General features: G+C 66.3%; 16 protein-coding genes. 10 read left to right on the top strand and 6 right to left on the bottom strand.

Going from position 1 to position 19,296, the window contains the following annotated elements; all coding sequences use genetic code 11:
• Window positions 1-107 precede the first annotated feature (107 nt).
• Both ACVCNR_RS07640 and htpX read right to left on the bottom strand, forming a co-directional pair.
• On the bottom strand, window positions 108-1,502 hold the full coding sequence (locus tag ACVCNR_RS07640; protein WP_447075655.1) for an RsmB/NOP family class I SAM-dependent RNA methyltransferase: 1,395 nt from the start codon (window positions 1,500-1,502) through the stop codon (window positions 108-110).
• Complete coding sequence (htpX, locus tag ACVCNR_RS07635) at window positions 1,493-2,545, bottom strand: zinc metalloprotease HtpX (RefSeq protein WP_447074241.1); 1,053 nt, start codon at window positions 2,543-2,545, stop codon at window positions 1,493-1,495. Before htpX ends, ACVCNR_RS07640 begins: the two co-directional genes overlap by 10 nt.
• A 104-nt stretch (window positions 2,546-2,649) precedes the next feature.
• Here htpX and ACVCNR_RS07630 point away from each other — a divergent pair, with 104 nt between their 5' ends.
• Together ACVCNR_RS07630 and ACVCNR_RS07625 are read left to right on the top strand one after the other, a co-directional pair.
• Window positions 2,650-2,862: a DUF1674 domain-containing protein gene (locus ACVCNR_RS07630; RefSeq protein WP_354197091.1), complete on the top strand. Its 213-nt coding sequence runs from the start codon at window positions 2,650-2,652 to the stop codon at window positions 2,860-2,862.
• Between the two features lie 276 nt (window positions 2,863-3,138).
• Window positions 3,139-4,497 (top strand): TadE/TadG family type IV pilus assembly protein, encoded by a 1,359-nt coding sequence (locus ACVCNR_RS07625; protein WP_447074240.1) that lies wholly within the window; start codon window positions 3,139-3,141, stop codon window positions 4,495-4,497.
• Between the two features lie 33 nt (window positions 4,498-4,530).
• On the opposite strand, the gene ACVCNR_RS07620 is transcribed toward ACVCNR_RS07625, so the two are convergent.
• Both ACVCNR_RS07620 and acs read right to left on the bottom strand, forming a co-directional pair.
• Window positions 4,531-5,268, bottom strand: coding sequence for an MOSC domain-containing protein (locus ACVCNR_RS07620; RefSeq protein WP_447074239.1), 738 nt, complete (start codon window positions 5,266-5,268; stop codon window positions 4,531-4,533).
• Between the two features lie 9 nt (window positions 5,269-5,277).
• Entirely contained in the window at window positions 5,278-7,233 is a 1,956-nt protein-coding gene (acs, locus tag ACVCNR_RS07615) for an acetate--CoA ligase (protein ID WP_447074238.1), read from the bottom strand.
• A gap of 329 nt (window positions 7,234-7,562) precedes the next feature.
• On the opposite strand from acs, the gene ACVCNR_RS07610 reads away from it, so the two are divergent.
• Window positions 7,563-8,669, top strand: coding sequence for a branched-chain amino acid ABC transporter substrate-binding protein (locus ACVCNR_RS07610; RefSeq protein ID WP_354197098.1), 1,107 nt, complete (start codon window positions 7,563-7,565; stop codon window positions 8,667-8,669).
• A 72-nt stretch (window positions 8,670-8,741) separates the two neighbouring features.
• On the opposite strand, the gene ACVCNR_RS07605 is transcribed toward ACVCNR_RS07610, so the two are convergent.
• Window positions 8,742-9,419 (bottom strand): YggS family pyridoxal phosphate-dependent enzyme, encoded by a 678-nt coding sequence (locus tag ACVCNR_RS07605; protein ID WP_447074237.1) that lies wholly within the window; start codon window positions 9,417-9,419, stop codon window positions 8,742-8,744.
• A gap of 153 nt (window positions 9,420-9,572) precedes the next feature.
• Between ACVCNR_RS07605 and leuS the strand changes: the two genes are divergently transcribed.
• Window positions 9,573-12,200: a leucine--tRNA ligase gene (gene leuS / locus ACVCNR_RS07600; RefSeq protein WP_447074236.1), complete on the top strand. Its 2,628-nt coding sequence runs from the start codon at window positions 9,573-9,575 to the stop codon at window positions 12,198-12,200.
• A complete protein-coding gene (locus ACVCNR_RS07595; RefSeq protein WP_354197104.1) occupies window positions 12,187-12,765 on the top strand; it encodes a hypothetical protein in 579 nt (192 codons plus the stop codon). Before leuS ends, ACVCNR_RS07595 begins: the two co-directional genes overlap by 14 nt.
• 60 nt (window positions 12,766-12,825) lie before the next feature.
• Here the strand turns inward: ACVCNR_RS07595 and fsa are convergent, their stop codons facing one another.
• The gene (gene fsa / locus ACVCNR_RS07590) at window positions 12,826-13,479 is read right to left on the bottom strand and encodes a fructose-6-phosphate aldolase (RefSeq protein WP_354197106.1); all 654 of its coding nucleotides are present in this window, start codon (window positions 13,477-13,479) and stop codon (window positions 12,826-12,828) included.
• Between the two features lie 90 nt (window positions 13,480-13,569).
• Here fsa and ACVCNR_RS07585 point away from each other — a divergent pair, with 90 nt between their 5' ends.
• The 5 genes from ACVCNR_RS07585 (at window position 13,570) to atpA (ending at window position 19,264) form a co-directional block, all read left to right on the top strand.
• Window positions 13,570-15,753, top strand: coding sequence for a primosomal protein N' (locus tag ACVCNR_RS07585; RefSeq protein WP_354197108.1), 2,184 nt, complete (start codon window positions 13,570-13,572; stop codon window positions 15,751-15,753).
• Between the two features lie 22 nt (window positions 15,754-15,775).
• A complete protein-coding gene (locus tag ACVCNR_RS07580) occupies window positions 15,776-16,477 on the top strand; it encodes an aspartate/glutamate racemase family protein (RefSeq protein ID WP_354197110.1) in 702 nt (233 codons plus the stop codon).
• A gap of 67 nt (window positions 16,478-16,544) precedes the next feature.
• The gene (locus ACVCNR_RS07575; RefSeq protein WP_447074235.1) at window positions 16,545-16,940 is read left to right on the top strand and encodes an AGROH133_08824 family phage infection protein; all 396 of its coding nucleotides are present in this window, start codon (window positions 16,545-16,547) and stop codon (window positions 16,938-16,940) included.
• Between the two features lie 234 nt (window positions 16,941-17,174).
• Window positions 17,175-17,735 carry a F0F1 ATP synthase subunit delta gene (locus tag ACVCNR_RS07570; protein ID WP_447074234.1) on the top strand — a complete coding sequence of 187 codons (561 nt, stop codon included), beginning with the start codon at window positions 17,175-17,177 and terminating at the stop codon, window positions 17,733-17,735.
• Window positions 17,735-19,264, top strand: coding sequence for a F0F1 ATP synthase subunit alpha (gene atpA, locus ACVCNR_RS07565; protein ID WP_354197116.1), 1,530 nt, complete (start codon window positions 17,735-17,737; stop codon window positions 19,262-19,264). Before ACVCNR_RS07570 ends, atpA begins: the two co-directional genes overlap by 1 nt.
• The last annotated feature ends 32 nt before the right edge of the window (window positions 19,265-19,296 follow it).

The raw sequence follows: 19,296 nt of genomic DNA, 5'->3' as shown, positions 1-19,296 counted from the left end.
CAATAGGTTATGCGAAGACGAATTCAAACCTGCACAACCGGGGCGGGTGCATTCTGTCCACATGCTTTCGTAAGTGGAGGCTTGCACAGGCGCGCAGGTGCCCGGCCTTAGCCGCGCTTCTTCAGCCTTGCGGCGAAGAAACCGTCCAGCCCCGACAGCGCGGGCGACCCCATGTCGAGCCCGGCGGGCGTGGTGCGCAGCATGCCCTCGGCCGTCACGAAGCCGGCGATGCCGGGGATTTCCTGCGGCGAGACCGGGTCCAGCTCTGCCCCGGGCGTGTCGGCAAGGAAGCCGGCGACCAGTTCCTCGCCTTCCAGCGGGTCGAGCGAGCAGTTGGAGAACAGGACGATGCCGCCGGGACGGATGAGGGTGAAGGCCCTGTCGAGCAACCGGCGCTGGAGGGCGGCCAGCCTGGCGATGTCTTCGGGCGTCTTGGTCCATGGCACGTCCGGGTGGCGGCGCACCGTGCCGGTGGAGGAGCAGGGCGCATCGAGCAGCACCGCGTCGAACAGCTCCGGCGGCGCAAAGTCCATCAGGTCGCTGTGGACGACAGTGGCCTTCAGCCCGAGCCGTTCGAGATTGCGGGCAAGGCGTTTCAGGCGGCTTTGCGAGGCATCGACGGCGGTAACGTCGGCATCGGCAAGGATGAGCTGGGCGGTTTTGCCGCCTGGGGCGGCGCACAGGTCGGCGACCTTGCGGCCGGCAATGTCGCCCATCAGCCGCGCCGGCAGGGCGGCGGCGGCGTCCTGCACCCACCATTCGCCATCCTCGAAGCCGGGCAGTTCGGTGACCGCGCTGTCGAGGCGCTCGACCCGCACCGTGCCGGTGGGCAGGACGATGCCGCCGAGACGTTCGGCCCACATCTGCGGCTCGGCCTTCACCGTGAGGTCGAAGGGCGTCTCGAGGCGGTGCGCGGCAAGGATGGCGCGCGCCTCGCCGATGCCGTAGGCCTGTGCCAGCCGCGCGGCGAACCAGTCCGGCGCATCGTCGGTGGCGGCAAGTGCTGTTCCGAGTTCCTGTTCCTTGGCGCGGGTCAGCGCGCGCAGGACGGCATTGACCAACCCGGCGAAGCGCTGGGTGCGCGGGTCCGACTTGGCGTGGGTGACGGCGAGGTCGACGGCGGCGCTGTCCGGCACGTCGAGGAACAGGATCTGGGCGGCAGCGATATGGAGAATGTGGGCAAGCGCCGTCGCATTGGCGGGCAGCGGCTTTTGCAGCCGTTTCGCCAGCAGCGCCGTGATGGTCGTGCGATGACGGAGCGCCGCGCCCAGCATGGCCCGCACCAGTGCGCGGTCGCGCATGTCGAGCGCCATATAATGCGGATGGCCGTGCTCGTTGTCGGTCAGCCCGTCGAGCGGCGTGCGGGCGTCGATGACCGCGCCGAGCAGCCGCACCGCCGCCTTGCGCGCGGCAAGGCCCGGCACCGAGGCCGGTGCCGGGTGGGGCCTGTTCTTGCTGGAGGGATGCCGCTTTCGCGCCGGTTCTGCCGGCTTCACGACCAGGGGCCTTTCGGCCCGGTGGGATTGCGGCCCCATGGGTTGGATTTCGGCTGCGGCTCGGCCGGCGGTTCGGCCTGGGGCTCAGCCTGGGAGCCGGCTTGCGAACGTCCGCCCCACGGGCCGGCATCCTGCTCTGCGGATGGAGGCGTGGGGCGGGGTGCATTGCGGGGAGCGGGCTGGCGCGCGCCGCCGCCGGAAGCTCCCCATTCGGCATCCATCGCCTGCAGGGCGGCGATGCGGTTGCCCGTGTCGGGGTGGGTGGAGAACAGATTGTCCATGCGCTCGCCGGAAAGCGGGTTGATGATGAAGAGGTGGGCGGTCGCCGGATTGCGCTCGGCATCCGGATTGTGGATCCGTTCGGCGCTGCGGGCGATCTTGTCAAGGGCGGAAGCCAGCCACATCGGCCGGCCGCAGATTTCCGCGCCTCGCCGGTCGGCGGCATATTCGCGGGTGCGGCTCACCGCCATCTGCACCATCATGGCGGCGAAAGGCGCCACGATCATCGCTACCAGCACGCCGATGAAGCCGAGCGGATTGTTGTTCTCGCGGTTGCCGCCGAAGAACAGGGCGAAGTTGCCGAGCATGGAGATGGCGCCGGCCAGCGTGGCGACGATGGTCATGGTCAGCGTATCGCGGTTCTGCACATGGGCAAGCTCGTGCGCCATCACGCCGGCGACCTCTTCCGGCGAAAGGCGCTGCAACAGGCCGGTCGTGGCGGCGACGGCGGCGTTCTGCGGATTGCGGCCGGTGGCGAAGGCGTTGGGCTGGGCATTGTCGATCAGGTAGACGCGCGGCATCGGCAGCCCGGCGCGCGAGGCAAGCTCGCGCACGATGGCGTAGTATTCGGGCGCATTGCGTTCATCGACCTCGACGGCCCGGTGCATGGCCAGCACCATCTTGTCGGCGTTCCAGTAGCTGAACAGGTTGGTCGCCGCCGCGATCAGGAACGCGATCATCATGCCGCCCGAGCCACCGATCAGATAGCCCACGCCCATGAAAAGCGCCGTCATGACGGCCAGCAGCATGGCGGTGCGCAATGTGTTCATCCGATACTCCCTGTGCCCTCACGCAAAGGGTCGATCCCTCGCGCAGGCTTCGCTATATGATGGGAAGCGAAAAGCCAGCTTTCAATCCATTTGGCAGGACGGACATGACGGATCAAGAGGGCAACGGACCGGCGGAAAGCCCGGAGCGCAAGGCGCTGAGCCCCGCGGCCGAGCGGGCGCTGAAGGAGGCGGCCGAGCGCCGCAAGGCCTATAAGGCGGCGGAGGCGGCACGTCCCAAGGAACTTGGCGGGCGCGGCGGCATGGAACCCGGCCGCTACGGTGACTGGGAAGTGAAGGGTCTGACCAGCGATTTCTGACGGCCGGTCTTCCTGACCCGTTTCGGCACGGTGCCGCCGTTCCGTTTCCGGACAGAGGCCGATGATCCGTCATTTCATGGTTACTGACCGGTAAATGCCGAATGGCCGGGAGGGCTCGCCGTTTATGCCCGGTTTACCATCGCCGGCAATCATATGATTTAGAAACAAGGGCTTGCGCCACGACCTTTGCCCCCCGGCGCCGGACAGGGCCGATCCGGCCGGAAACCTGCTTTGCCTTTCATGGCGGCTTCGAAGCCGTTTCAAGCGGAGGCAGCAATGAGACTTGGGGACATTCGCGACCGAATTGCCGGTTTCGGGCAGGATCGCAGCGGCAACTTCGCCATGATCTTCGCGCTGGCGTCGACGATGCTGGCGCTGGCGGTCGGTTTTGCCGTCGACACGGCGCAGCTCATGAATGCCAGGTCGGCGCTGCAATCGGCGGTCGACGCGGCCGTGACCTCCACTGCGCGCGACCTCACCACCGGCAATGTGACGGAGGAGGAGGCGCACGAACGGGTGATGACGTTCCTTGCCGCCAACAGCGCCGGCGGGATTCTCGCCCGGGACAGCATCGTGCTCGACCGTCTGGTCGTCGACCGTACCGCCAGGACGGTGACGGCGAGCGCTTATGTCGACGTGCCGCTCTATTTCCCGCTGTTCGGCCGGAGCAATGTGAAGCGCATCCACAATGAGGGAGCAGCCCTCTATTCCGACAAGCGCATCGAGGTCGTCATGATGCTCGACGTGACCGGCTCGATGAAGGCCAACACGCGCAACAGGACGAACAAGATCAAGGACCTGCGCGACGCATCGGCGGCAGCGGTCAACATCTTCCTCGACATGAACGCCGCCAGCAACGGGCGCGTGCGGCTCGGCCTCGTACCCTATTCGGAAGGCGTCAACACGGGCGTGCTGGCCCATACGGTGTTTCATGAAGCGGACGACAGCATTGGGAGCGCCGACGCCCCGCCCTCGCTCAACGCGCCGCGCGGCGTTGCCGCGAAGGACAATTGCTCGACGGAGCGGAAGAACGTGACGGGCAACGGCATCGACTATTCGGATGCGGGGCCGGTGACGGCCATGGTCAATCGCGACGACAGGCTCGTGCTGTGCCCCGCCGCCGCGCTGGTTCCCATGACCACCGACAGGAGCAGGCTGCTTGCCGCCATCGACGGTTTCCGGGCAGATGGCGGCACGGCCGGCCATATCGGCGTGCAGTGGACCCGGTATCTGCTGTCGCCGTCCTGGCGCTCGACGCTCGAGGCGGCGCAGCCCGGCTCCGGCCCGCTGAACTACAACGACAATCAGGCCAAGAAGATCGCCGTGCTGATGACCGACGGCGAGTTCAACGCCGGCTATGCGGGGGTACGGGCCCACGGTTCCACGCGTTCGGGGCAGGAGGCGCTTTCCACCAATGCGGCGCTGGAGCATTGCAAGCGGATGAAGGAGAACGGGATCGAGATCTTCACCGTCGGCTTCATGCTGGAGGACAAATATCTTGGCCTGATGCAGTCCTGCCCCACGCCGGATGCGGGCGGTATCCGGCATTTCTACCGGGCGGCGAATGGCGACGAACTCAAGGCGGCGTTCGAGGAGATCGCCGGCAATGCCGAGAAGCTTATCCTGACCAGATAGGCGGGGAAGGTTCCGAAACGGAAGAACCGCGCGTCAGTGCAGGCGCATGGCGTCGCCTAGGCGCAGGCGGGCAGGGCGCTCGACCCGGCAGTAGACGCCGAGATTGTGGGCGTTATGGCGCACCAGTGTGCGCAATATGCCCGGATCGTCGGGAATGCCTTCCTGCGAAATGATGGTGAAGCCGCAGCGCCGGCAGGGTTCGACGATGGTCAGTTCGAGGTCGCCGATGGACAGTTTGCGGCCGATCCATTCGGTTTCGGGGAAGCTGCCTTCGACCTCCGGCATGTCGACGAGGATGCTCGGCCGGAAGCGGCGGCGGTCCGGAATGCCGTCGGGGTGCAGCGCCTTCAGCCGCGCCAGCGAGGCGGTGGTGAGCAGGTGCACCGGCGCCTTTTCGTAGCGGGCCCGGGTGTGGGGGCCGCCATAGCCTTCCGGGTTCTCGCCCTCGAAGGGCAGGATCGCGGCCGTGAAATCGAGATAGTCCGAGATGGCGCGTTCGCTGCCGGGGCCGGGGGCTGGAAGCCACTCGCCCTCCGGCGTCAGGATGTGCAGGCGCCGCGCTTCGTCCAGCCTGGCCTTGATGCGGGGCGCCTTGTGCCATTTCGGCAGCCGGTCGGGACGGGCGATTTCGCCGTCGCTCGTGTCGATGAGACCGTAGCACCGGTCACCGTCGGCGCCGCCATGGCCGAAGTCGAGCGCGGGCAGGGCCTCGCCGCCGAGCGAGCTCGCCGGATAGCGCCACAGTTCCGCTACATGTCCGATATCGGCCATCGCTGCCTGTTACCCTGCTCTCTTGTTCTGCCTGTTGGCGATGAGGTCGTCGACGACCGAGGGGTCGGCGAGCGTCGAGGTATCGCCGAGCGAGCCGAAATCGTCCTCGGCGATCTTGCGCAGGATGCGGCGCATGATCTTGGCCGAGCGCGTCTTGGGCAGGGCCGGCGCGAACTGGATCTTGTCGGGCGCGGCGATCGGCCCGATCTCCTTGCGCACATGGGCGATCAGTTCCTTGCGCAGCTCGTCGCTGCCCGTCTCGCCCTCCATCAGCGTCACATAGCAATAGATGCCCTGGCCCTTGACGTCGTGCGGATAGCCGACCACCGCCGCCTCCGACACCTTCTCATGCGCCACCAGCGCCGATTCCACCTCCGCCGTGCCCATGCGGTGGCCCGACACGTTGAGCACGTCGTCGACCCGGCCGGTGATCCAGTAATAGCCGTCCTCGTCGCGCCGGCAGCCGTCGCCGGTGAAGTACAGCCCCTTGTAGGTCGAGAAATAGGTTTCCACGAAGCGGGCATGGTCGCCATAGACGGTGCGCATCATGCCCGGCCACGGCTCGGCGATGCACAGATTGCCCGAACCCGCCCCCTCGACCGTGTTGCCCTCATTGTCGACGATCTGCGGCACCACGCCGAAGAAGGGCCGCGTGGCCGAGCCCGGCTTCAGGTCGGTGGCGCCCGGCAGCGGGGCGATCAGGATGCCGCCGTTCTCGGTCTGCCACCATGTGTCGACCACCGGGCAGCGGCCCTCGCCCACCACGTTGAAATACCACTCCCACGCCTCCGGGTTGATCGGCTCGCCGACCGAACCCAGGATGCGCAGGCTGGTGCGCTTGCCCTTCTTCACCCATTCGTCGCCCGCTCCCATCAGGGCGCGGATCGCGGTCGGGGCGGTGTAGAAGATGTTGACCTTGTGCTTGTCCACCACCTGCCAGAAACGCGAGGCGTCGGGATAGTTGGGCACGCCCTCGAACATCAGCGTGGTCGCCCCGTTGGCCAGCGGCCCGTAGAGGATGTAGGAGTGGCCCGTCACCCAGCCGACATCGGCCGTGCACCAGTAGATGTCGCCGTCATGGTAGTCGAAGATGTACTGGTGGGTCATCGACACATGCACCAGATAGCCGCCGGTGGTGTGCAGCACCCCCTTGGGCTTGCCGGTCGAGCCGGAGGTGTAGAGGATGAACAGCGGATCCTCCGCCTTCATCGGCTCGGCCGGGCACGCGGGCGAGGCCTCCCTTGCCGCCTCGTCCAGCCACAGGTCGCGGCCCTCCACCCAGTTGACCTTGCCGCCGGTGCGGCGCACCACCAGCACCTTGCGCACCGTGTTGCCGGCCGCCGCCGCGATCTCGGCCGCCTTGTCGGCATTCTCCTTCAGGGGCACCTTGCGCCCGCCGCGCAGCCCTTCGTCGGCAGTGATGACCACGTCCGACTTGCAGTCGACGATGCGGCCGGCCAGCGAATCGGGCGAGAAGCCGCCGAACACCACCGAATGGATCGCCCCGATGCGCGTGCAGGCCAGCATCGCATAGGCCGTCTCGACGATCATCGGCATGTAGATGGTGACGCGGTCGCCCTTCTTGACCCCCTGCGCCTTGAGCACATTGGCGTAGCGGCACACCGCCTCGTGCAACTGGCGATAGGTGATCCGCTTGTCCTCGGAGGGATCGTCGCCCTCCCAGATGATGGCGACCTGGTCGCCGCGGGTGGCCAGATGCCGGTCGATGCAGTTGTAGGAGACGTTGAGCTCGCCGTCCTCGAACCACTTGATCGACACGTCGCCGTCGAAGGAGGCGTTCTTCACCTTCGTGTAGGGCTTGAACCAGTCCAGCCGACGCCCATGCTCGCCCCAGAAGCCGTCAGGGTCCGTCACCGAGCGCTCATACCACGACCGATACGTCGCCTCGTCAATCAGCGCGCCTTTGCGCCACGAATCCTGAACTCGGTGGATGGTCTCGGACATTCTCAGCTTCCCTCCGAAAAAGACTGCCCGCAGATCGGGCAAAATGCGGCCTCCTGCCGCGCGAAGTCGGGCGCATTATTAACATTGCGGGCACTACGGCAATATTAGACGTTCGATTGTCGATGCTTTGGGCCGCGACATTGTGCCGTTGACGGCGTCTTCGAGGACGCGCCGCATTTCTGGCCCAAGTGATGGAACCACCAATCCGGAAGGCCCTTTCCGGTGGGCGATTGCCAAGTCGCGGCACAGCCGCTATGCCTGAAAATCAGGACTTCGCCGAACCAGATCGGGTTCGCGCAAACGGGGTTCGGGTAACAGGGAGCAGAACCATGAAAAACAAGCTTTTGGCTGGCGTTGCACTGTTCGCATCGCTGGCATTCGCGTCCGGCGCGCAGGCCGATATCGTCATCGGCGTCGTGGCGCCGCTGACCGGGCCGGTGGCTGCCTATGGCGAGCAGGTGAAGAACGGCGCCGAGGCCGCGGTCGACAAGATCAACAAGGACGGCGGCATTCTCGGCGAGAAGGTCGTGATCAAGCTGGCCGACGATGCCGGCGATCCCAAGCAGGGCGTCTCGGCGGCCAACCTGCTGGTCGGCGAGAGCGTGCATTATGTGGTCGGCCCGGTCACCTCCGGTGTCGCCATGGCCGCTTCGGACGTGTTCGCCGAGAACGGCGTGCTGATGGTGACGCCGACGGCCACGGCGCCCGACCTGACGGCGCGCGGCCTGCCCAACGTGCTGCGCACCTGCGGCCGTGACGACCAGCAGGCCGAGGTTGCTGCGGCCTATGTCCTGAAGAACCTGAAGGACAAGAAGATCGCCATCGTCGACGACAAGGGCACCTACGGCAAGGGCCTGGCCGACGCGTTCAAGGCGGGCATCAATGCCGGCGGCGTGACGGAAGTCAGCCACAACTCGCTGAACCCGGGCGAGAAGGACCTGTCGGCGCTGGTCACGCGCCTGAAGTCCGACGGTGCCGAGGTGATCTATTTCGGCGGCTATCACCCCGAAGGCGGCCTGCTCGCGCGCCAGCTCGCCGATGCCGGCATCAAGGCGACGATCATCGGCGGCGAGGGCCTGTCGAACACCGAATACTGGGCGATCGGCAACGAAGCCGCTGCCGGAACCCTGTTCACCAACGCTTCCGACGCGCTGAAGAACCCGGACTCGGCTTCTGCCGTCGAAGTGCTGAAGGAAAAGGGCATCCCGCCGGAAGCCTTCACGCTCAACGCCTATGCCGCCGTTGAGGTGCTCAAGGCCGGCATCGAGAAGGCCGGCAGCGCCGACGACGCCACCGCGGTGGCCACGGCGCTGAAGGACGGCGGGGAAATCCCGACCGCCATCGGTAAGCTCACCTATGGCGAGAATGGCGACCTGACCTCGCCGAGCTTCTCGCTGTTCAAGTGGGAAGAAGGCAAGATCGTCGCTGCCGAATAAGCTTCGGCAGACTGGAATCGAAAGGGCCGGGGCTTCGTGCTCCGGCCCTTTTCAGTTGATCTTCCTTGGGGATCAACGGCTGCCGAAGATGGCCGAGCCGACCCGCACGCTGGTGGCGCCGAAGGCGACGGCCAGCTCGTAATCGCCCGACATGCCCATGGAAAGCTTCTCCACGCCGGCGGCGCGGGCGAGCTTTTCGAGCAGCGCGAAATGCGGACCCGGATTCTCGTCGGCCGGCGGAATGCACATGAACCCCTCGATGGCGAGGCCGTGCACCTCGCGGCAGCGCCCGACGAACGCGACGGCTTGCTTCGGCTCGATGCCGGCCTTCTGCGGCTCCGAGCCCGTGTTGACCTGCACATAGAGGCGCGGCGAACGCTCCTGCCTGGCGATTTCCTTGGCCAGTTCGGCGGCGATCTTCTCGCGGTCGACCGTCTCGATGACGTCGAAGAGCGCCACCGCCTCCCTTGCCTTGTTGGATTGCAGCGGGCCGATCAGGTGCAGTTCGATGTCGGGGAAATCCGCTTTCAGGGCCGGCCACTTGCCTTGCGCTTCCTGCACGCGGTTTTCACCGAACACGCGCTGGCCGGCCCCGATGACGGGGCGGATGGCGCCGGCGTCGAAGGTCTTGGAGACGGCAACGAGCGTGGCCGATCCCGGTTCGCGCCCGGCTTCCCGTTCGGCCGCGCCGATCTTCGCCTTCACCTGGGCGAGCCGTTCGACCGCATCGCCCGCAACCGCATTGTCCATGTCGAAATCCTGCCGTCCTGAAATGCCGATTTTGCCCCGTTGAGACGCCTTACGGTTGACGGGTCCCGCAAACCATGGTGAAGACCGGGGCATGTCCCCGCTGTCCGCATGCGTGCGGCAGCTTCCAGCATGCTTTTAAAAGAAAAACCGGTCATGGCAACCGAACGATACAATCCGCGCGCGTCCGAACCCAAATGGCAGAAGGCATGGGATGCCGAGAAGCTGTTCGAGGCGAAGAACGACGATCCCCGGTCCAAATATTACGTGCTCGAGATGTTCCCCTATCCGTCCGGGCGCATCCATATGGGCCATGTGCGCAACTATACGCTGGGCGATGTCGTCGCCCGCTACAAGCGCGCCAAGGGCTTCAATGTCCTGCATCCCTTCGGCTGGGATGCCTTCGGGCTGCCGGCCGAAAACGCAGCGCGCGACAAGGGCGTCAATCCGCGCGAATGGACCTACGCGAACATCGCGACCATGAAGGGACAGCTCAAGACGATGGGTTTTTCCTGGGACTGGTCGCGGGAGTTCGCGACCTGCGATCCGGGCTACTACCGGCAGCAGCAGCGGCTGTTCCTCGACTTCTGGAAGGCGGGGCTGGTCGAGCGCAAGGCGGCGAAGGTCAACTGGGACCCGGTCGACATGACGGTGCTCGCCAACGAGCAGGTCATCGACGGCAAGGGCTGGCGCTCCGGCGCGCCGGTGGAGCAGCGCGACCTGACGCAATGGTTCTTCAAGATCACCTCCATGAGCCAGGACCTGCTGGACGGGCTGGAGACGCTGGACCGCTGGCCGGAAAAGGTCCGCATCATGCAGCAGAACTGGATCGGCCGCTCCGAGGGCCTGCTGCTGCGCTGGAAGCTGGACCCGGCGACGGCGCCTGCGGGCGAGACCGAGCTGGAGGTCTACACCACCCGTCCCGACACCATCTTCGGCGCGTCCTTCATGGCGGTGTCGGCCGACCATCCGCTGGCCAGAAAGGCGGCCGAGGGCAACACGCAAATCGCCGCCTTCATCGACGAGGTCCACCATATGGGCACTTCGGTGGCGGCGCTGGAGACGGCCGAGAAGAAGGGCGTCGATACCGGCATCCGCGTCGTTCATCCCTTCGATCCGCAGTGGACCCTGCCGGTCTACGTGGCCAATTTCGTGCTGATGGACTACGGAACCGGCGCGGTCTTCGGCTGTCCGGCGCATGACCAGCGCGACCTCGACTTCGCCAACAAATACGGTCTGCCGGTCACGCCGGTGGTGAAGCCGGAGGGCGTCGATGCGGCGAGCTTCCAGATCACCGAGGAAGCCTATTCCGACGACGGCACGATGATCAATTCGGGCTTCCTCGACGGCATGAGCCCGGGCGAGGCCTTCGACGAGGTGGCAAAGCGCCTCGAAGGCACAGACTTCGACGGCCGGCCGCAGGGCAAGCGCAAGGTACAGTTCCGCCTGCGCGACTGGCTGATCTCGCGCCAGCGCTACTGGGGCTGCCCGATCCCGGTCATCCATTGCGACGCCTGCGGCGCCGTGCCTGTGCCGGCCGACCAGCTTCCGGTCGAGCTGCCCACCGATGTCGCCTTCGACAAGCCGGGCAATCCGCTCGACCATCATCCGAGGTGGAAGCATGTCGCCTGCCCGAACTGCGGCGGCGCGGCGCGGCGCGACACTGACACGATGGACACCTTCGTCGATTCGTCGTGGTATTTCGCCCGCTTCACCGACGCCAGGAACGACGAGGCGCCAACCGACCTCGCCTATGTCGACGGCAAGAACGGCTGGCTGCCGGTGCGCCAATATATCGGCGGTGTCGAGCACGCGATCCTGCACCTGCTCTATTCGCGCTTCTTCACCCGCGCCATGAAGGCGACCGGCCATCTCAACACGGTCGAGGAGCCGTTCGAGGGCCTGTTCACGCAGGGCATGGTGGTGCACGAGACCTACAAGGGCGCGCAGGGCTGGGTGACGCCGGCGGAAATCCGCATCGAGGAGGTCGACGGCCAGCGCAAGGCCCGCCTGCTTGCCGACGGCACCCCGGTGGCCATCGGCCCGATCGAGAAGATGTCGAAGTCGAAGAAGAACGTGGTCGACCCCGACGACATCATCGCCAGCTACGGCGCCGATACGGCGCGCTGGTTCATGCTGTCGGATTCGCCGCCCGAGCGCGACGTGATCTGGACCGAGGCCGGCGTCGAGGGCGCCCACCGCTTCGTCCAGCGCGTCTGGCGCCTGGTGTCGGATGCGGTGCCGGTGTTGAGCGATGTCGCGCCGAAGGCAGGGACCGAAGGCGACGCACTGGCCGTCTCGCGCGGCGTGCACAAGATCCTCAAGGCGGTGGGCGAGGACATCGAGCGGCTGCATTTCAACCGCGCCGTGGCCCGTCTCTACGAACTCACCAACCTTCTGTCGCCGCAGGTGGCGGCGGTGGGCGAGGGCAAGGCCGAGCGCGCCGGCGCGGTGCGCGAGGGGCTGGAGTTCCTGATCACCATGCTGGCGCCGATGATGCCGCATCTGGCCGAGGAGTGCTGGCAGGCGCTGCGCGGCGAGGGTCTGGTCGCCGCTCGCGCCTGGCCGGAATTCGACCCGGCGCTGGTGGTGGACAACGAGATCGTCCTGCCCATCCAGGTCAACGGCAAGAAGCGCGGGGATTTGACAATTGCCCGCGACGCAGACCAAGTTGCGGTCGAACAGGCGGTCATGGCCCTCGACTTCGTGCAGAAGGCGCTGGAGGGCAAGACGCCGCGCAAGATCATCGTCGTGCCGCAGAGGATCGTCAATGTCGTTGCCTGACACAGCCAAGCCGACGATGAAGGATAACGCCGGCCTTGGCCGTCTGCTGGCGGGGGCGGTGCTGCTGTCGGCGGCGCTGCTTTCGGCCTGCACGGTGCGCCCGCTCTATTCCAGCGCGCCGCTTGCCGTGGGCGGCCAGACGGTCGCGGTGGAGGAACTGGCGTCGATCTCGGTCAAGCCGGTCAGGACACGCTATGCGCAGCAGGTGCGCAACAACCTGATCTTCGGCCTCACCCACGGCAAGGGCGAGCCGGCGACGCCGGTCTATTCGCTCGATCTGGGCGTCACCGAGCTGGTGCAGTCGGCGGCTTCGATCCAGGTCACCAAGGATCAGGACGAACCCAGCGCCGGCATCGTGCAACTGACGGCCGACTACCGGCTGACGGAAGTTGCGACCGGCAAGGTCGTCGGGTCCGGCAGGCGGTCGATCTCGTCGTCCTTCGACCGCCCAAAGCAGGAATTCGCCACCTATCGGGCGCAGATCGATGCCGAGAACCGCGCCGCGCGCGAACTGGCCGAAGTGCTGCGTCTGGCCCTGGCCCAGGATCTCGCAAAGCGGAAATAACGATGGGCCGATCTGCGCCGCCGGTGCGCGTGGAGGCCCGGCGGCGCAGATTTGGTGCTATCAGCCGATCTTCTGGCCGGTCTTGGCCCAGTCGGCGAGGAAGGCTTCCAGCCCCTTGTCGGTCAGCGGATGCTTGACCAGCGAGCGCAGCACGGCCGGGGGGGCGGTGATGACATCGGCGCCGATCAGGGCGGCATCCTTGATATGGTTCACGGTGCGAACCGAGGCGACGAGGATTTCGGTCTCGAAGTCGTAGTTGCTGTAGATCTGGCGGATCTCGGAAATCAGGTCCATGCCCTCGATGCCGGTGTCGTCGAGACGGCCGACGAAGGGCGAGATGAAGGATGCGCCGGCCTTGGCGGCGAGCAGCGCCTGGTTGGCCGAGAAGCACAGCGTGACGTTGACCATGCGGCCTTCGGAGCGGATCGCCTTGCAGGCCTTGAGTCCGTCGAGGGTCAGCGGCACCTTGATGGCGACATTGTCGGCGATCCGGGCCAGCACCTTGGCCTCGGCCATCATGCCGTCATAGTCGGTGGCCGTGACCTCGGCCGAGACGGGGCCGGAAACGATGTCGCAGATCTGACGCGTCACCTCATCGATCTTGCCGCCCGATTTCAGGATCAGCGAGGGATTGGTGGTGACGCCGTCGACCAGGCCCATGTCGTTGAGTTCACGGATTTCCTTGATGTCGGCGGTATCGACGAAGAACTTCATTGTGGTCTCCTTGAAGATTCCGGCGTGCGGGGAGGGCACACGCGCTATCGGCCTTTGCTCTAGACCAAAGACGATGCAAGGTCACGCGCGATGAGCCAAGATTCGCCCTTTTCGTCCGCAGCACCCGTGCTGGTGCCCATGCCCGCAGAACGCCCCTACACCTATGCGGTTCCCGAAGGAATGCGCGTGGTGCCGGGGTCGATCGTGCGCGTGCCGCTGGGGCCGCGGCAGGTGGCGGGCGTCGTCTGGGACGGCGGGGCCGATGCGGTCGATGCCCGCAAGCTGCGGCCGATCGAGCAGGTGTTCGACTGCCCGCCGATCAACCGCGACATGCGCCGCTTCGTCGACTGGGTGTCGCAATATACGCTATCGCCGCCCGGCATGGTGGCGCGCATGCTTTTGCGCGCGCCGGAAGCCTTCGATCCCGAGCCGTGGACCGAAGGCATCAAGCTCACCGACCTGCGGCCCGACCGGATGACCGGCGCGCGCGAGCGGGTGCTGGCCGCTGCCGCCGATGGCTTTGCCTGGACGCGCTCGGGACTGGCCCATGCCGCCGGCGTGTCGTCCTCGGTGGTCGACGGGCTCAGGGAACAGGGCGTGTTCGAGACGGTGATGATCCCGCCGCGCCCGGTGGTTGCCGCGCCCGACACCGCCTATGCGACGGCGGCGCTGATGCCGGACCAGCGCGCGGCGGCGAACGATCTCCGGGCCGGTGTCGAGGCGGGCGATTTTCGCGTCACCCTGCTCGACGGCGTGACCGGCTCGGGCAAGACGGAAGTCTATTTCGAGGCGGTGGCGGCGGCGATTGAACAGGGCCGACAGGTGCTGATCCTGCTGCCGGAAATCGCGCTGACCCACGCCTTCCTCGAACGGTTCCAGAACCGTTTCGGCACCAAGCCGGCCGAGTGGCACTCCGACCTGCCGCCGCGCATGCGCGAGCGGGTGTGGCGGCAGGTGGCGGAAGGCACGGTGAAGGTGGTGGCGGGCGCGCGCTCGGCACTGTTCCTGCCGTTTCAGGAGCTTGGCCTGATCGTCGTCGACGAGGAGCATGACCCGGCCTACAAGCAGGAGGACCGCGTCTTCTACAACGCCCGCGACATGGCGGTGGTGCGCGCCCATATCGGCGGCTTTCCGGTGGTGCTGGCTTCGGCCACGCCATCCGTGGAAAGCCGGGTCAATGCCAGCCAGGGGCGCTATGGCCGCGTGGTGCTGTCATCGCGTTTCGCCGATGCGGCGCTGCCGGACCTGCGCACCATCGACATGCGCCGCTCGCCCCCGGCACGCGGCGGTTTCCTGTCGCCGCTGCTGCTGCAAAGGATGGCGGCGACGCTGGAAAAGGGCGAGCAGTCACTTTTATTCCTCAACCGGCGCGGTTATGCTCCGCTCACCTTATGCCGCGCCTGTGGCCACCGCTTCGGCTGCCCGGTCTGCTCGTCCTGGCTGGTCGAACACCGCTTTCGCGGCCAGCTCGTCTGCCACCATTGCGGCCACAGCGAAAGGCGGCCCGATGCCTGCCCCGAATGCGGCACGCTCGACCACCTCGTCGCCTGCGGGCCGGGTGTGGAGCGCATCGCGGAGGAGGTGGTGGCGCATTTTCCCGAAGCGCGCACCATCGTCCTGTCCTCCGACATCATGGGCGGCGTGCGGCGGCTGCGGCTGGAGCTGGAGGCCATCGCCAACGGCGATGCCGACATCGTCATCGGCACGCAGCTCGTCGCCAAGGGCCATAATTTTCCGAACATGACGCTGGTCGGCGTGGTGGATGCCGATCTCGGCCTCGCCAATGGCGATCCGCGCGCCGCCGAGCGCACCTTCCAGCTTCTCAGCCAGGTGACGGGCCGCGCCGGGCGCACCGGCAAGAAGAGCCTCGGCCTGCTGCAGACCTACCAGCCCGACCATCCGGTGATGCAGGCCATCGTCTCCGGCGATTCGGAGCTGTTCTACGAGCGCGAGATCGCCGAGCGCGAGCGCACCGGCCTGCCGCCGTTCGGACGGCTGGCCGGCATCATCGTCAGCGCGCCGACACGGGCAGAGGCGGAAGGGCACGCGCGTGGCCTGCGGCTTGCCGCGCCGAGCGCGTCGGATATCTTCGTGCTGGGGCCGGCCGAGGCGCCGCTGTCTCTGCTCAACGGGCGGCACCGCTTCCGGCTGCTCATACATGGCGAACGCCGCTCCGACATGCAGGGCTTCGTCAAGGCCATGCTGGCGGCGGGACCCAAGGTGCGCGGGCAGATCAGGGTGCAGGTCGATATCGATCCGCAGAGTTTCCTGTGAATTCTTCAGGAGGAGACAGGCAATGAAGACTATCGGCCTTCTGGGCGGCATGAGCTGGGAAAGCACGGCGATCTATTATCGCCTGCTGAACGAAGGCGTGCGGGCGCGGCTGGGCGGCCTGCACTCGGCGAAGCTGGTGCTGGTTTCGGTGGATTTCGCCGGGATCGCGGAGCTTCAGCATGCCGGCGACTGGCAGGGCGCGGGGCGGCTGCTGGCCGCGGCGGCGCGCCAGCTCGAAGCGGCGGGGGCGGAGTGCCTGGTGATCTGCACCAACACCATGCACAAGCTGGCCGGCGAGATCGAGGCGGCCGTCTCCATCCCGCTCCTGCACATTGCCGACGCGACCGCCGGGGCCATCCGGCGAACCGGGGTAAAACGGCCGGCGCTGCTCGCCACCCGCTTCACCATGGAGCAGGATTTCTACAGGCAGCGCTTGGCCGAGCGCCATGGCATCGACGTCGCGGTGCCGGACGAGGCCGGGCGCACCAAGGTTCACGACATCATCTATGACGAGTTGTGCCGGGGCACCGTGACATCGGATTCGAAGGCGGTCTATCTGAAGGAGATCGCACGCCTGCGGGCCGAGGAGGGGGCCGACGGCGTCATCATGGGCTGCACCGAGATCACCATGCTGATCGGCCAGTCCGATTTCGACATTCCGGTGTTCGACACCACGGCCATCCACGCCGAAGCGGCAATCGCCTTCGCGCTGGGTGACGCGTAGCTTGCGAATCTGTCATTTTGACGGGGGATGAAATCGCCGGCCCGTCCGGCAAAAGCGAGGGACCGCGATGCAATTTTCGTTTCCATGGCCAATGAGCCAGGGCGAATGGCTGGCTTGGACGAGCGCCGTCGTCACCGCCACGCTGGGTCTGCTCCTGTTTCTCGCGCCGGGCATCGGCTTCAGGCTCCTGCGCCTCCAGCCGCACCCCGACAAGCCGGAAGCGATCGCCGAGGGGCGCAGCCGTTTCGCCGGCTTCTATCTGGGGCTCGGCCTGTGCGCGGTGCTGCTCGCCCAGCCGCTGCTCTACATGGCGCTCGGCTTCTCATGGCTATTCACAGCTTTCGGCCGCATGCTCGGCATGATGAGCGACGGCGCCAACACGCCCTACAATTGGGCCGCCCTGATGCTCGATCTGCTGCTTGCGGCGCTTCCGCTGGCTTTTGCCTTCGGATTCCTGCCCTGAATCGCGGGCGCTGAAACGCATTCATCCAGAGGATGCGACAAAAGTGCCGGAATCCGCCGCCTTCCATGGATTGCGGTCTTGGGAGGCGTATGCTAGAGGGCAACCGACTTTCGGCTAGGGGAAGCGGAAGCCGTTCCCTTAGCTTCAAGAAACGTAAGCAAGGTCAAAGATTTAGCCAGAGTTCCCGCTCGCGCCAACAATCTGCGGCCTGTCAGACATGAGAAAAGACGGACCGTGGCCAAAACGTCCTCGCCAATCTCCGCCGTTGCCGAACGCTACGCCAGCTCGCTGTTCGAGCTTGCTCTTGAAGATAAATCCGTCGCCAAGGTCGAGGCCGCGCTCGGCAGCTTCGAGGCCATGCTGGCCGGCAGCGCCGACCTGCGCCGCCTGATCGAGAGCCCGGTTTTCGCCGCCGACGAGCAGGAGCGCGCCGTCTCGGCGATCCTCGACAAGGCGAAGATCGGCGGCCTCGCCGGCAATTTCCTGCGGGTCGTCGCCCGCAACCGTCGCCTGTTCGCCGTTCCCGGCATGATCCAGGCCTTCCGCCGCATCGCCGCCGAGCATCGCGGCGAGGTGTCGGCCGACGTGGCCGCCGCGCATGCGCTGACGGCGGCCCAGCAGAACGAACTCAAGGCCGCGCTCAAGAGCGTTGCCGGCAAGGACGTGGTCATCAACGTCACCGTCGATCCGAGCCTGCTCGGTGGTCTCGTGGTCAAGATGGGCTCGCGCCAGATCGATACGTCGCTCAAAACCAAACTCAATTCGCTCAAGCTTGCACTTAAAGAGGTCGGCTGATGGACATCCGCGCCGCGGAAATCTCCGCAATTCTGAAAGACCAGATCAAGAATTTCGGCAAGGAAGCCGAAGTTTCCGAAGTTGGCCAGGTTCTGTCGGTCGGTGACGGCATTGCCCGCGTCTATGGCCTCGACAATGTCCAGGCCGGCGAGATGGTCGAGTTCCCCGGCGGCATTCGCGGCATGGCGCTGAACCTCGAAGCCGACAATGTCGGCGTCGTTATCTTCGGTAACGACCGCGACATCAAGGAAGGCGACACCGTCAAGCGCACCGGGGCCATCGTCGACGTGCCGGTCGGTCCCGAGCTGCTCGGCCGCGTGGTCGACGCACTGGGCAACCCGATCGACGGCAAGGGCCCGATCAAGGCCAAGGAGCGTCGCCGCGTCGATGTCAAGGCGCCCGGCATCATCCCGCGCAAGTCGGTGCACGAGCCGATGTCGACCGGCCTCAAGGCCATCGATGCCCTCATCCCGGTCGGTCGCGGCCAGCGCGAACTGGTCATCGGCGACCGCCAGACCGGCAAGACCGCCATCATCCTCGACACCATCCTGAACCAGAAGGCCATCCACGACAGCGGCCCCGAGTCGGAAAAGCTCTACTGCGTCTACGTCGCCGTCGGCCAGAAGCGCTCGACCGTCGCGCAGTTCGTGAAGGTCCTGGAAGAGCGCGGCGCGCTGGACTACTCCATCATCATCGCCGCCACCGCTTCCGATCCGGCTCCGCTCCAGTACCTGGCGCCGTTCACCGGCTGCACCATGGGCGAGTATTTCCGCGACAACGGCCAGCATGCGCTGATCGGCTATGACGACCTGTCCAAGCAGGCCGTCGCCTACCGCCAGATGTCGCTGCTGCTGCGCCGCCCGCCGGGCCGCGAGGCTTATCCGGGCGACGTGTTCTACCTGCACTCCCGCCTGCTGGAGCGCGCCGCGAAGCTGAACGACGACAATGGCAACGGCTCGCTGACCGCCCTTCCGGTCATCGAGACGCAGGCCAACGACGTGTCGGCCTACATCCCGACCAACGTGATCTCGATCACCGACGGCCAGATCTTCCTCGAGACCAACCTGTTCTTCCAGGGCATCCGCCCGGCCGTGAACGTCGGCCTGTCGGTGTCGCGCGTCGGCTCCGCCGCCCAGATCAAGGCGATGAAGCAGGTCGCCGGCTCGATCAAGGGCGAGCTTGCCCAGTATCGCGAAATGGCCGCCTTCGCCCAGTTCGGCTCGGACCTCGACGCCGCCACCCAGCGCCTGCTCAACCGCGGTGCGCGCCTGACCGAGCTGCTCAAGCAGCCGCAGTTCTCGCCGCTCAAGACCGAAGAGCAGGTCGCGGTGATCTTCGCCGGCGTCAACGGCTATCTCGACAAGCTCGCCGTCGCCGATGTCGGCCGCTTCGAGCAGGGCCTGCTGTCGCATCTGCGCACGGTCGGCAAGGAAGTTCTCGACGGCATCCGCAAGGAAAAGGCGCTGTCGGACGATCTGCGCGCCAAGCTCAAGGCCGAGGTCGACGCTTTCGCCAAGACCTTCGCCTGACCCGGATCGCACGCGGACTATAGAGTTTGAAG

The sequence above is a fragment of the Aquamicrobium terrae genome (genome assembly GCF_052978165.1).
This window is presented reverse-complemented; position numbering and strand designations above follow the sequence as displayed.

Coding starts and splice junctions, on each gene's coding strand:
- acs (WP_447074238.1), bottom strand. CDS start 7,233: ATGTCCGAGACCATCCACCGAGTTCAGGATTCGTGGCGCAAAGGCGCG.
- ACVCNR_RS07610 (WP_354197098.1), top strand. CDS start 7,563: ATGAAAAACAAGCTTTTGGCTGGCGTTGCACTGTTCGCATCGCTGGCA.
- fsa (WP_354197106.1), bottom strand. CDS start 13,479: ATGAAGTTCTTCGTCGATACCGCCGACATCAAGGAAATCCGTGAACTC.
- ACVCNR_RS07585 (WP_354197108.1), top strand. CDS start 13,570: ATGAGCCAAGATTCGCCCTTTTCGTCCGCAGCACCCGTGCTGGTGCCC.
- ACVCNR_RS07620 (WP_447074239.1), bottom strand. CDS start 5,268: ATGGCCGATATCGGACATGTAGCGGAACTGTGGCGCTATCCGGCGAGC.
- atpA (WP_354197116.1), top strand. CDS start 17,735: ATGGACATCCGCGCCGCGGAAATCTCCGCAATTCTGAAAGACCAGATC.
- leuS (WP_447074236.1), top strand. CDS start 9,573: ATGGCAACCGAACGATACAATCCGCGCGCGTCCGAACCCAAATGGCAG.
- ACVCNR_RS07605 (WP_447074237.1), bottom strand. CDS start 9,419: ATGGACAATGCGGTTGCGGGCGATGCGGTCGAACGGCTCGCCCAGGTG.
- ACVCNR_RS07595 (WP_354197104.1), top strand. CDS start 12,187: ATGTCGTTGCCTGACACAGCCAAGCCGACGATGAAGGATAACGCCGGC.
- ACVCNR_RS07575 (WP_447074235.1), top strand. CDS start 16,545: ATGCAATTTTCGTTTCCATGGCCAATGAGCCAGGGCGAATGGCTGGCT.
- ACVCNR_RS07630 (WP_354197091.1), top strand. CDS start 2,650: ATGACGGATCAAGAGGGCAACGGACCGGCGGAAAGCCCGGAGCGCAAG.
- ACVCNR_RS07625 (WP_447074240.1), top strand. CDS start 3,139: ATGAGACTTGGGGACATTCGCGACCGAATTGCCGGTTTCGGGCAGGAT.
- htpX (WP_447074241.1), bottom strand. CDS start 2,545: ATGAACACATTGCGCACCGCCATGCTGCTGGCCGTCATGACGGCGCTT.
- ACVCNR_RS07580 (WP_354197110.1), top strand. CDS start 15,776: ATGAAGACTATCGGCCTTCTGGGCGGCATGAGCTGGGAAAGCACGGCG.